General features: G+C 71.3%; 11 protein-coding genes. 10 read left to right on the forward strand and 1 reads right to left on the reverse strand.

Annotation, left to right across the window (positions count from 1 at the left end; translation table 11 throughout):
* Positions 1 to 48: 48 nt before the first annotated feature.
* The 10 genes from uvrA to HGB54_RS06880 all read left to right on the forward strand — a co-directional run bounded on the left by uvrA (position 49) and on the right by HGB54_RS06880 (position 11724).
* Entirely contained in the window at positions 49 to 3111 is a 3063-nt protein-coding gene (uvrA, locus tag HGB54_RS06835; RefSeq protein WP_168915771.1) for an excinuclease ABC subunit UvrA, read from the forward strand.
* Positions 3112 to 3131: 20 nt separating this feature from the next.
* A complete protein-coding gene (gene uvrC / locus HGB54_RS06840) occupies positions 3132 to 5168 on the forward strand; it encodes an excinuclease ABC subunit UvrC (protein ID WP_168915772.1) in 2037 nt (678 codons plus the stop codon).
* The gene (gene rapZ, locus HGB54_RS06845; protein WP_168915773.1) at positions 5165 to 6034 is read left to right on the forward strand and encodes an RNase adapter RapZ; all 870 of its coding nucleotides are present in this window, start codon (positions 5165 to 5167) and stop codon (positions 6032 to 6034) included. The genes uvrC and rapZ overlap by 4 nt, the downstream gene beginning before the upstream one ends.
* 58 nt (positions 6035 to 6092) lie before the next feature.
* Positions 6093 to 7067 (forward strand): DNA-binding protein WhiA, encoded by a 975-nt coding sequence (whiA, locus tag HGB54_RS06850; RefSeq protein ID WP_168915774.1) that lies wholly within the window; start codon positions 6093 to 6095, stop codon positions 7065 to 7067.
* A gap of 132 nt (positions 7068 to 7199) precedes the next feature.
* Positions 7200 to 7826 carry a superoxide dismutase gene (locus HGB54_RS06855; RefSeq protein ID WP_168915775.1) on the forward strand — a complete coding sequence of 209 codons (627 nt, stop codon included), beginning with the start codon at positions 7200 to 7202 and terminating at the stop codon, positions 7824 to 7826.
* 115 nt (positions 7827 to 7941) lie between these two features.
* The gene (gene gap, locus HGB54_RS06860; protein WP_168915776.1) at positions 7942 to 8952 is read left to right on the forward strand and encodes a type I glyceraldehyde-3-phosphate dehydrogenase; all 1011 of its coding nucleotides are present in this window, start codon (positions 7942 to 7944) and stop codon (positions 8950 to 8952) included.
* Positions 8953 to 8967: 15 nt separating this feature from the next.
* Complete coding sequence (locus HGB54_RS06865; protein ID WP_168915777.1) at positions 8968 to 10182, forward strand: phosphoglycerate kinase; 1215 nt, start codon at positions 8968 to 8970, stop codon at positions 10180 to 10182.
* Positions 10173 to 10979, forward strand: coding sequence for a triose-phosphate isomerase (gene tpiA, locus HGB54_RS06870; protein ID WP_168915778.1), 807 nt, complete (start codon positions 10173 to 10175; stop codon positions 10977 to 10979). Before HGB54_RS06865 ends, tpiA begins: the two co-directional genes overlap by 10 nt.
* 122 nt (positions 10980 to 11101) lie before the next feature.
* The gene (gene secG / locus HGB54_RS06875; protein ID WP_168915779.1) at positions 11102 to 11350 is read left to right on the forward strand and encodes a preprotein translocase subunit SecG; all 249 of its coding nucleotides are present in this window, start codon (positions 11102 to 11104) and stop codon (positions 11348 to 11350) included.
* A gap of 14 nt (positions 11351 to 11364) precedes the next feature.
* Positions 11365 to 11724, forward strand: coding sequence for an RNA polymerase-binding protein RbpA (locus HGB54_RS06880; protein WP_168915780.1), 360 nt, complete (start codon positions 11365 to 11367; stop codon positions 11722 to 11724).
* Positions 11725 to 11803: 79 nt separating this feature from the next.
* On the opposite strand, the gene pgl is transcribed toward HGB54_RS06880, so the two are convergent.
* Positions 11804 to 12634 (reverse strand): 6-phosphogluconolactonase, encoded by an 831-nt coding sequence (gene pgl, locus HGB54_RS06885; RefSeq protein ID WP_168915781.1) that lies wholly within the window; start codon positions 12632 to 12634, stop codon positions 11804 to 11806.
* Positions 12635 to 12681: the final 47 nt, after the last annotated feature.

Raw genomic sequence — 12681 nt, forward strand, 5'->3', positions numbered from 1 at the left:
GCGTGCGGGCTGGGCGCCCACGGGGGAATGTCGGGGGTCGCACCTAGAATGACGCGAGTGCCGGCATCCCCTCTCGACCTCCATTCCCACCTGAGCGTCCGCGGCGCACGGGTCCACAATCTGCGCGACGTCGACGTGGTGATCCCGCGGGATTCGCTCGTCGTCTTCACCGGGCTCTCGGGCTCCGGCAAGAGCTCGCTCGCCTTCGACACGATCTTCGCCGAGGGCCAGCGCCGGTACGTCGAGTCCCTCTCGGCGTACGCGCGGCAGTTCCTCGGGCAGGTCGACCGCCCCGATGTCGACTTCATCGAGGGCCTGAGCCCCGCCGTCTCGATCGACCAGAAGTCGACCAACCGCAACCCGCGATCGACGGTCGGCACGATCACCGAGATCTACGACTACATGCGCCTGCTGTGGGCGCGGGTCGGCATCCCGCACTGCCCCGTCTGCGGCGAGCCCATCCAGCGCCAGACGGTGCAGCAGATCGCCGACGAGCTCATGACGCTCGAGACCGGCACCCGCTTCCAGATCCTCGCCCCGGTCGTCAGCCAGAAGAAGGGCGAGTTCGTCGACCTCTTCGCCGAGCTCGCGCAGGGCGGCTTCTCGCGCGCGGTCGTCGACGGCGAGATGATCCAGCTCAGCGAGCCCCCCGCGCTCAAGAAGCAGGTCAAGCACGACATCTCCGTCGTCGTCGACCGCCTCGTCGCCAACGACGAGGGCCTCACCCGGCTCACCGACTCGCTCGAGACCGCCCTGCGACTCACCGACGGCCTCGTCGTCGTCGACTACGTCGACCGCGAGGAGAAGGCGGCCGATCGCCGGCGCACCTTCAGCGAGAAGCTCAGCTGCCCCAACCGGCACCCGCTGCAGCTCACCGAGATCGAGCCGCGCACGTTCTCCTTCAACGCTCCCTTCGGCGCCTGCCCGGTCTGCTCGGGTCTCGGCACCCGCATGGCGGTCGACGTCGACCTGCTCATCGGTGATCCGAGCCTCAGCCTCAACGACGGCGTCGTCCTGCCGTGGAACCAGCAGGGCAAGGGCCTCTACAGCTACTTCCAGAAGCTCCTCGCGGGTCTCTCGCGCGACCTGGGCTTCTCGCTCGACACGCCGTGGGGCGACCTGGAGGAGAGCACGCAGGACGCCATCCTCCACGGCAACGACTTCGAGGTGCGCGTCAAGTGGCGCAACCGCTACGGCCGCGACGTCACCTACTCGACCGGCTTCGAGGGCGTCATCCCGTACATCGAGCGCAAGTACGCCGAGGCCGAGAGCGACTGGTCGCAGCAGCGCTTCGCCGAGTACCTGCGCGAGGTCCCCTGCCCCGAGTGCGACGGCGCGCGCCTCAAGCCCGAGGTGCTCGCGGTTCAGGTAAACGGCAACAGCATCGCTCAGGTCGCCGAGCTCAGCCTGCAGAACGCGTACGACTTCATGCAGGGCATCCGCCTCACCGAGCGCGAGGCCACGATCGCCGCTGCCGTGCTGCGCGAGATCCGGGCCCGGCTCGAGTTCCTGCTCGAGGTCGGTCTCGGCTACCTCAGCATGGCCCGCGCGGCCGGCACCCTCTCCGGCGGCGAGGCGCAGCGCATCCGCCTCGCGACGCAGATCGGCTCGGGCCTCACGGGCGTGCTGTACGTGCTCGACGAGCCCTCGATCGGTCTGCACCAGCGCGACAACCGACGCCTCATCGACACCCTGGTGAAGCTCAAGAACCTCGGCAACACGCTCATCGTCGTCGAGCACGACGAGGACACCATCCGCACCGCCGACTGGATCGTCGACATCGGCCCCGGAGCGGGCGAGCACGGCGGCGAGGTGGTGCACTCGGGCAGCTACGAGGGGCTCCTCGCCAACGAGAAGTCGATCACGGGCGATTACCTCGCGGGCCGGCGGCAGGTCGTCGAGACCGTCCGGCGCCGCCCCGTCGACCTCGGCCGCACGCTGACGATCGAGGGCGCGCGGGCCAACAACCTGCGCGACGTCACCGTCGACATCCCGCTGGGCGTCTTCGTCGCCGTCACGGGCGTCAGCGGCTCGGGCAAGAGCTCGCTCGTCAACGACATCCTCTACAAGGTGCTCGCCAACAAGCTCAACGGGGCCCGGCAGGTCCCCGGCAAGCACACCCGCATCACCGGGCTCGAGCACCTCGACAAGGTCGTCCACGTCGACCAGGCGCCCATCGGGCGCACCCCCCGCTCGAACCCGGCCACCTACACGGGCGTGTTCGACCGCATCCGCACCCTCTTCGCCGAGACGCAGGAGGCGAAGATGCGCGGCTACCTGCCGGGCCGCTTCAGCTTCAACGTCAAGGGCGGCCGCTGCGAGAACTGCGCGGGCGACGGCACGATCAAGATCGAGATGAACTTCCTGCCCGACGTCTACGTCGCGTGCGAGGTCTGCGGCGGCGCTCGGTACAACCGCGACACGCTCTCGGTGCACTACAAGGGCAAGAACATCGCCGAGGTGCTCGACATGCCGATCGAGGAGGCCGCTGACTTCTTCGAGCCGATCAGCGCCATCCACCGGTTCCTCAAGACGCTCGTCGAGGTCGGCCTCGGCTACGTGCGGCTCGGGCAGAGCGCCACGACCCTCTCGGGCGGCGAGGCGCAGCGCGTCAAGCTCGCCACCGAGCTGCAGAAGCGCTCGAACGGCCGCAGCATCTACGTGCTCGACGAGCCGACCACGGGTCTGCACTTCGAGGACGTCCGCAAGCTGCTCGCCGTGCTCGGCGGGCTCGTCGACAAGGGCAACTCGGTCGTCGTGATCGAGCACAACCTCGACGTCATCCGCGCCGCCGACTGGCTCATCGACCTCGGGCCCGAGGGCGGCTCGGGCGGCGGCTCCGTGCTCGCCTCCGGCACGCCCGAGCAGCTCGCCGGCGTCGAGGGCAGCCACACCGGGCGGTTCCTCGCCGAGCTGCTGCCCGAGACCGATGTGATCGAGGCTCCGGTCACGGGCCCGCGTGGACGAGCGACGAAGAGCGCGACGGGGACGAAGCCCGCCTCCAAGACCGGTGCCGCGAAGAAGTCGACGGCGACCGCGAAGAAGGCGAAGGGCGCCGCGGCCGGGAGCGTCGCGCCGAAGCGCGCGGCACGATCGCGGGCGGCGGGCTGAGCATCCGTGCAGGCGGCGGGATGACCCCCCAGGAGACGCGCGACGCGTGGCGGCCCCGTCGCGGCGAGATCCCGACCGAGCCGGGCGTCTACCGGTTCCGGGACGACGCGGGGCGCGTGCTCTACGTCGGCAAGGCGAAGAACCTGCGGCAGCGCCTCAGCAACTACTTCCAGCCGCTGCACACGCTGCACGAGCGCACCCGGCGGATGGTCACCACGGCCCGGGGCGTCGAGTGGACGGTCGTCGGCAGCGAGCTCGAGGCCCTGCAGCTCGAGTACGGCTGGATCAAGGAGTTCGCGCCGCCGTTCAACGTCAAGTTCCGCGACGACAAGACCTACCCGTACCTCGCGATCACCCTCGGCGACGCGGTGCCGCGGGTCATGGTGACCCGCACCCGCGGCATCCCCGGGGCCCGCTACTTCGGCCCGTACACGAAGGTCTGGGCGGTGCGCGAGACGGTCGACATCATGCTCAAGGCCTTCCCGATGCGCTCGTGCTCCGACGCGACGTACAAGCGGGCCCGCGACCGCAAGCGACCGTGCCTGCTCGGCGACATCGGCAAGTGCGCCGCCCCCTGCGTCGACCGCATCAGCAAGGCCGACCACAAGTCGATCGCCGTCGACTTCGCCTCCTTCATGGCCGGCAACGACGCGAGCCACGTGCGCGAGCTGCGATCGCGGATGACCGCCGCCGCCGCCGAGATGGACTACGAGTCCGCCGCCCGCCTGCGCGACCAGATCGGGGCGCTCGAGACCGCGCTGTCGAAGAGCTCGATCGTGCTGCAGGAGGACGTCGACGTCGACGTCTTCGGCATCGCCCACGACGAGCTGGCCGCCGCCGTGCAGCTCTTCGTGGTGCGCGGCGGGCGCATCCGCGGCGTGCGCGGCTGGGTCGTCGACACCGAGCTCGACGTGGCGCTGCCCGAGCTCGTCGACCAGGTGCTGCAGAACGCCTACGACGAGGTCGTGGTCCCCGCGCGCGAGGTGATCGTGCCCGAGATCCCCGACGACGCCGCCGCGCTGCAGCAGGTGCTGAGCGAGCGACGCCGCGCCGCGGGGGAGCGTGGATCGGTCGTGGTCAAGACCGCCCGGCGCGGCGACAAGGCCACCCTCGCCGAGACGGTCACGACGAACGCCCGCAACGCGCTGCAGGTCTACAAGACCCGGCGCAGCGGCGACTTCACCGCGCGCTCGCAGGCCCTCGCCGACATCCAGGAGGCGCTGGGGCTCGCCGAGGCCCCGCTGCGGCTCGAGTGCTTCGACGTCTCGCACCTCGGCGGCACCAACCAGGTCGCCTCGATGGTCGTGTTCGAGGACGGCCTGCCGAAGAAGGACCAGTACCGGAAGTTCTCGATCGCCTCGGCACGCGACGACACGGACGCCGTGTACCAGGTGCTCAGCCGGCGGCTCGCCTACCTGCGGCCCGGCGCCGCCGGCGTCGAGGTGCCCGCCGACACCGAGCTCGCGGCCGACGCGGTCGCCGCGGCCGAGTCCGCGGCGGTCGACGGCGCGGCGGGGACGGCGGCCTCGGAGGCCGCGGCCGCCGAGGCGCCCGTCGCGACGGGCACCCGCAAGGCCTTCCACTACCGACCGGGCCTGCTCGTCATCGACGGCGGGCAGCCGCAGGTCGCCGCCGCCGCCCGCGCCCTCGCCGACGCCGGCATCGACGACATCGCCGTCTGCGGCATCGCGAAGCGGCTGGAGGAGATCTGGCTGCCCGACAGCGACTACCCGGTGATCCTGCCGCGCAGCTCCGACGCCCTCTTCCTGCTGCAGCGACTGCGCGACGAGGCGCACCGGTTCGCGCTGCGCTACCAGCGCACGAAGCGGTCGGCCGACATCCAGACCCAGTTGTCGAGCATCCCGGGTCTCGGGCCGGCGCGGGTCAAGCAGCTGCTCACGCACTTCGGCTCGGTGACGCGCCTGCGGGCCGCGACGGTCGACGAGCTCGTCGCCGTCGACGGCATCGGCCGCATCACCGCCGAGCAGGTGCACCGGGCGGTGCGGCAGGGCGGCCCCGGTAGGCTGAAGGCCCCGACGAACGAGGCCCGATCATGATCCAGACCGCGCACGACGTGCTCATCGTCACCGGGATGTCCGGCGCCGGTCGCTCGACGGTCGCGAACGCCCTCGAGGACCTCGGCTGGTACGTCGTCGACAACCTGCCCCCGCAGATGCTGCGCCCTCTCGTCGACCTCGCCGTGCACCCGGGCAGCGCGCTGCCCAAGATCGCCGCCGTCGTCGACGTCCGCGGCGGCAAGCTCTTCGCCGACCTCGCGCTCATCATCGACGAGCTGCGCGACCGCGCGACCGTGCGCGTGCTCTTCCTCGAGGCGACCGATGCGGCGCTCGTCCGGCGCTTCGAGCAGGTGCGCCGCCCGCACCCGCTGCAGCTCGACGGCACGCTCCTCGACGGCATCGGCCGCGAGCGGGAGCGCATGCTCGAGGTGCGCGAGCTCAGCGACATCGTGATCGACACGAGCGAGCTCAACATCCACCAGCTGGCCACGACGGTGAGCCAGATCTTCGCCCCGGCCGGGACGGCCGACGTGAAGCTCACGCTCGAGAGCTTCGGCTTCAAGTACGGCGCCCCGACCGACGTCGACATGATCGCGGACGCGCGGTTCCTGCCGAACCCGTTCTGGCAGGAGGAGCTGCGCAGCTCGACCGGGCTCGACGGCGCGGTGAGCGATTACGTGCTGGGGCAGGAGGGCGCCCTCGACTTCCTCGACGCCTACTTCGCCGCGCTGCAGCCGGTGCTCGCCGGCTACGCCCGCGAGAACAAGCGCCACGCGACCATCGCGATCGGCTGCACCGGCGGCAAGCACCGCTCCGTGGCGATGATCGAGCAGCTGGCGGCGCGCGTGCGCACCCTGCCCGGCATCGCGGTCACCGTGAAGCATCGCGACCTCGGTCGCGAGTAGGCTCGACTGTCGCCCTGGCGCGACGCAGAGAACGACGACGACGATCGAGAGGAAGACCGTGGCATTGACCGCCGATGTGAAAGAGGAACTCGCACAGCTGGCGGTCACCAAGACCACGGTGCGCGCCGCCGAGCTGGCGACGATCCTCCGGTTCGCTGGCGGTCTGCACCTCATCTCGGGCCGCGTCGCGGTCGAGGTCGAGCTCGATGCCGCGACGACGGCGCACCGCGTGCGCCGCGACCTCGCCGAGCTCTACGGCATGCGCAGCGACGGCGCGATGATGTCCGCGAGCGGCATCCGCCGCACCCCCACCTACGTCGTCCGCGTCGTCGACGGCGGCGAGACGCTCGCCCGGCAGACGGGCCTCCTGGATGCTCGGCGCCGGCCCGTCCGCGGCCTCCCCAACCGGCTCACGACGGGCTCCCGCGAAGAGCTCGCGGCGGTGTGGCGCGGCGCGTTCCTCGCGCACGGATCGCTGACCGACCCCGGTCGCTCCGCCGCCCTCGAGATCACCTGCCCCGGCAACGAGTCCGCGATGGCCCTCGTGGGCGCCGCGGGTCGGCTGGGCATCCCGGCGAAGGCGCGCGAGGTGCGCGGCGTGCACCGCGTCGTCATCCGCGACGGCGAGAAGATCAGCCAGATGCTGCGCCTCATGGGCGCCACCGACACGGTGGGGGAGTGGGAGGAGATGCGGCAGCGCCGCGAGGTGCGCGCGACCGCGAACCGCCTCGTCAACTTCGACGACGCCAACCTGCGCCGCTCCGCCCAGGCCGCCGTCGCCGCCTGCGCGCGCGTCGAGCGCGCGCTCGAGATCCTCGGCGACGAGGTGCCCGAGCACCTGCAGTACGCCGGCCGGCTGCGCCTCGCGCACCGCGACGCGAGCCTCGACGAGCTCGGCCACCACGCCGACCCGCCCATGACGAAGGACGCGGTGGCGGGGCGCATCCGCCGCCTGCTCGCCATGGCCGACAAGCGCGCCGAGCAGCTCGGCATCGGCGGCACCGACGCCAACCTTCCCTCCGAGGACGACTGAGCCCGTCATCGCTGAGAGGTGCGTGTGCAGCGGGAACAGCCGCGCCGCCTGAGCGGTTGCCGTCCGTAGACTGACAGCCGTCAGCGGGGTCGCTCGACGCGGCCTCAGCACAACCGCGAGGAGAATGCACGCATGCCCGTTTACAGCCTTCCGGAGCTCCCCTACGACTACGCCGCGCTCGAGCCCCACATCAGCGCCCGCATCATGGAGCTCCACCACTCCAAGCACCACGCCGCCTACGTCGCCGGTGCGAACGGCGCGCTCGACGCGCTCGCGGCGGCGCGCGACTCGAACGACTTCGCCAACGTCAACCGGCTGGAGAAGGACCTCGCCTTCCACCTCGGCGGCCACGTCAACCACTCGATCTTCTGGACGAACCTCTCGCCCGAGGGCGGCGACCGGCCCGAGGGCGAGCTCGCTGCGGCGATCGACGAGTTCTTCGGCTCCTTCGACAAGTTCCAGGCGCACTTCACGGCCGCGTCCCTCGGGCTGCAGGGCTCCGGCTGGGGCGTGCTGTCGTGGGATCCGATCGGGCGCCGCCTGATCATCCAGCAGCTCTTCGACCAGCAGGCCAACACGGCGCAGACCACCGTGCCGCTGCTGCAGCTCGACATGTGGGAGCACGCCTTCTATCTCGACTACGTCAACGTCAAGGCCGACTACGTCAAGGCCTTCTGGAACATCGTCGACTGGGGCAACGTCGCCGCCCGCTTCCAGGCGGCCCGCTCGACGACGGACGGCCTACTGCTACTGTCGTAAAGGCGTCGTGGCCGGGGCCTTGGCCCCGGCCATCGCCGTCTCCCGCACCGCATCACCACCCCACCACCACCACCACCCCACGGCGCCGTGCAGCGCCAGAGCAACAGGAGATCCCGTGAGCGTGAAAGTCGGCATCAACGGATTCGGCCGCATCGGCCGCAACTACCTCCGGGCGGCTCTCGCCCAGGGCAGCGACCTCGAGATCGTCGCCGTCAACGACCTCAGCGACAACGCGGCGCTCGCGCACCTCCTGAAGTACGACTCGGTGGGCGGGGTCCTCCCGCAGGAGGTCTCGCACGACGGCGACTCGATCACCGTCGACGGCCGCCGCATCCGCGTGTTCGAGGAGCGCGACCCGGCGAACCTCCCCTGGGGCGAGCTCGGCGTCGACATCGTCATCGAGTCGACCGGCCGCTTCACCAAGGCGGAGGACGCCAGGAAGCACATCGCCGGCGGCGCGAAGAAGGTCCTCATCTCTGCGCCCGCCTCGGGAGACGACGCCACGATCGTCATGGGCGTCAACGAGGAGTCCTACGACCCCGCGACCGACGTCATCATCTCCAACGCCTCCTGCACCACCAACTGCCTCGCGCCGCTCGCCAAGGTCTTCAACGACGCCTTCGGCATCGAGCGCGGCTTCATGATGACGGCGCACGCGTACACGGCCGACCAGAACCTGCAGGACGGCCCGCACGCCGACCTGCGCCGCGCGCGCGGCGCCGCGATCAACATCGTGCCCGCCTCGACCGGTGCCGCGAAGGCCATCGGCCTCGTGCTGCCCGAGCTGCAGGGCAAGCTCAGCGGCTCGTCCTACCGGGTGCCCGTGCCCACCGGCTCGATCGTCGACCTCACCATCGTCACGCCGACCGACGGCCTCACGGTCGACCAGATCAACGCCGCCTACAAGGCCGCCGCGGCCGAGGGCCGGCTCAAGGGCTTCCTCGAGTACACCGAGGACCCGATCGTCTCCAGCGACATCCAGCAGAACCCGCACTCGTCGATCTTCGACGCCGAGCTCACCAACGTGAGTGGCAACCTCGTCAAGGTCTCGGCCTGGTACGACAACGAGTGGGGCTACTCGAACCGCCTGGTCGACCTCACCGAGTACGTCGCCGAGCGCCTCTAAGCGCGGGGACGGGCCATGAGCCTCCGGACCATCGACTCGCTCGGCGAGCTCGCCGGTCGTCGCGTCATCGTGCGCTGCGACCTCAACGTGCCGCTGAAGGACGGCGCGGTGACGGACGACGGACGCATCCGCGCGTCCCTCCCGACCCTCAACGCGCTGCTCCACCGCGGCGCGCGCGTGATCGTGGTGTCGCACCTCGGTCGTCCCGAGGGCTCGCCCGATGCGCGCTACAGCCTCAAGCCGGTCGCCCAGCGGCTCTCCGAGCTGCTGGGCGCACCGGTCGCCTTCGCCGGCGACACCGTCGGCGACAGCGCGCAGGAAACGGTCGCCGGTCTCGAGGACGGCGGCATCGCCGTGCTCGAGAACCTGCGGTTCAACCCGGGGGAGACCAGCAAGAGCGCCGAGGAGCGGCAGGCCTTCGCCGACCGCCTCGCGGCCCTCGGCGACGTGCTCGTGAGCGACGGCTTCGGCGTCGTGCACCGCGAGCAGGCGAGCGTCTTCGAGCTCGCCAGCACGGTGCCGAGCGCGGCGGGCTCGCTCATCGCCGCCGAGACGGACGTGCTCGAGCGCCTCACCGAGAAGCCGGAGCGCCCGTACACGGTCGTGCTCGGCGGCTCGAAGGTCTCCGACAAGCTCGGCGTGATCGCGCACCTGCTGCCGCGGGTCGACCGTCTGCTCATCGGCGGCGGGATGCTCTTCACCTTCCTCAAGGCGCAGGGCCACGCCGTCGGCGCGAGCCTCCTCGAGGAGGACCAGCTCGACACGGTGCGCGGCTACCTCGCCGAGGCCGAGGAGCGGGGCGTCGAGATCGTGCTGCCGACCGACGTGGTCGTCGCCGAGCGCTTCGCCGCGGACGCGCCGCACGTCGTGCTCGCCGCGGATGCGCTCGAGAGCGGCCCGGCAGGAGCATCCGGCATCGGGCTCGACATCGGCCCCGAGACCGCCGCCCGCTTCGCGGAGGCTGTCGCCGGCTCGGCCACGGTGTTCTGGAACGGCCCCATGGGCGTGTTCGAGTTCCCCGCGTTCGCCCACGGCACCCGTGCCGTCGCGGAGGCGCTCACGAAGGTCTCGGGGCTCGGCGTCGTCGGCGGCGGCGACTCCGCCGCGGCCGTGCGGGCGCTGGGCTTCAGCGACGACGATTTCGGCCACGTCTCCACCGGCGGCGGGGCCAGCCTCGAGTTCCTCGAGGGCAAGAAGCTTCCCGGACTGGAGGTCCTCGGATGGGCGTAGCCCGCACCCCGCTGATTGCGGGCAACTGGAAGATGAACCTCGACCACCTGCAGGCGATCGCCTTCGTGCAGAAGCTCGCGTGGTCGCTCAAGGACGCCAAGCACAGCGTCGGTGATGCGGAGGTGGCGGTGTTCCCGCCCTTCACCGATCTCCGCAGCGTGCAGACGCTCATCGCCGCCGACAAGCTCGAGCTCGTGCACGGCGCGCAGGACATCTCGATCCACGACAGCGGCGCGTACACCGGCGAGATCTCGGGCGCCTTCCTGAAGGCGCTCGCCTGCAGCTACGTGATCATCGGGCACTCCGAGCGCCGGCAGTACCACCACGAGGACGACGACGTGGTCGCGCAGAAGACGCTCGCCGCGCTGAAGCACGGCGTCACCCCGGTGGTCTGCGTCGGCGAGACCGCGGAGGACCTCGAGGCGCACGGCCCCGCGGCCGTGCCCGTGGGCCAGCTGGCGACCGTGCTCGACGCGATCGTCGCCGGCCCCTCGGGCGCCGATGCCGAGATCGTGGTCGCCTACGAGCCCGTGTGGGCGATCGGCTCCGGCCAGGCGGCGAGCCCCGAGCAGGCCCAGCAGGTCTGCGCGGCGCTGCGGTCGGCGATCGTCGAGAAGCTGGGGGAGGACGCGGGCGCACGCACGCGCATCCTCTACGGCGGCAGTGTGAAGTCGGGCAACATCGCCGGATTCATGGCGCAGAAGGACGTCGACGGCGCCCTCGTCGGCGGTGCGAGCCTCGATGCGGCCGAGTTCTCGGCGATCGCGCGCTTCCGCAGCCACGTCGGCACCGTCTGACCGAGAGACCCGCTCCCGTCGGCGGCGCGCCCGCCGAGCGCCGCGGCCCGTCGCGCGACCGGCCGCGGCGCCGCCCTGCGCTAGAGTAGGCAACTGTTCTGAAACCCCGAGAGGTCGCCCCCGTGGAAATCCTTCAGGTCCTGCTCCAGGTCGTCCTGGGCATCACCAGCCTGCTGCTCACCCTGATGATCCTGCTCCACCGCGGTCGCGGCGGCGGGCTCTCCGACATGTTCGGCGGCGGCGTCTCGTCGAACCTCGGCGCCTCCGGGGTCGCCGAACGCAATCTCAACCGCATCACGATCGTGCTCGCCCTCGTCTGGGTGACCTCGATCGTGATCCTCGGTCTCATCACGCGTTTCGACGCGGTCTAGGAAGGGAGCACCACATGGTCTCCGGTGGCAGTGCGATCCGCGGCTCGCGGGTCGGGTCAGGCCCCATGGGCGAGCAGGATCGCGGCGTCCACGCCGAGCGCATCGCCGTCTCGTACTGGGACGCCTCGGGCAACGAGACGGTGCGGCACTTCGCGGCGAACCTCCCGGAGGAGGAGATCCCCGAGGTCATCGACTCCCCGACGACCGGCCTCCCCGCCGGCCGTGACAAGGCGAACCCGCCCCAGGTGGCGAAGAACGAGCCGTACAAGACCCACCTCGCCTACGTGAAGGAGCGCCGCTCCGAGGACGAGGCGAAGCAGATCCTCGACGAGGCGCTGCAGAAGCTCCGCGAGCGGCGCGGCACCTCCGCCTGACGCCCAGTCACGAGAACGGCCCCGGTCATCCGAATGGATGCCGGGGCCGTTCTCGTTCGCGGCGGCGAGCCGCGCGGCGCTAGCGTCCGCCGGGCGCCCGCGTCGGCAGCCAGTCCGACTGGTCCATCGCGCCCGTCCAGTAGGAGGTGGGCATGATGAGCGACTCGGGCACGTCGGTCGAGGCAGCGGCGTCGATGAAGAACACGGTGCGCTTGGTGCCGAGCACGCCCGCGACGGGCACCTCCTGCACCGAGGCGCCGGCGAGGGCGAGCCCGAGGGCGGGGGCCTTGTCGGCGCCGGTGAGCACGAGCCAGATGCGCTCGGAGCTGTTGATGAGCGGCATCGTCAGGCTGAGCCGGCCGGCGGGAGGCTTGGGGGAGTCGTGCACGGCGATGACGCCGGGCACCGTGACGGTGGGCCCTTCGCGCTCGGGGAACAGCGAGGCGACGTGGCCGTCGGGCCCCACCCCGAGGAAGGTGATGGCGAAGCGGGGGAAATCGGCGCCCTCGGCCGCGTGGGCGCGCAGCTCGTCGGCGTACCGCGCGGCGGCCTCGTCGATGTCGAGCCCCTCGTCGCTCGCGGGGAACGGGTGCACGCGGCTCTCGTCGACGGGCACGTGGTCGAGCAGCGCCCGGCGGGCCTGCGTCTCGTTGCGCTCGTCGTCCCCGCGCGGCAGCCAGCGCTCATCCCCCCACCACACGTGCACGAGCGACCAGTCGATGCTGTTGCGCGCGGGCGACTGGGCGATGGCCCGCAGCACCTCGGTGCCGACGGAGCCGCCGGTGAGCACGATGTGGGCCTCGCCCTCGTCCTCGATGAGGTCGATGACCTTCGTGAGGAACCGCGCCGCGACGGAGGCGGCGAGGGCGGGGCGGTCGGGGTGCACGAGCACGCGTCGTTCGGTCGTCACGTCGGTGTGAACCTCTCTGCTGCGGATCGGGGGCGGGATGCTCGGCC

The organism is Microcella flavibacter, assembly GCF_012530535.1.
In the GTDB taxonomy this organism is placed as follows: domain Bacteria; phylum Actinomycetota; class Actinomycetes; order Actinomycetales; family Microbacteriaceae; genus Microcella; species Microcella flavibacter.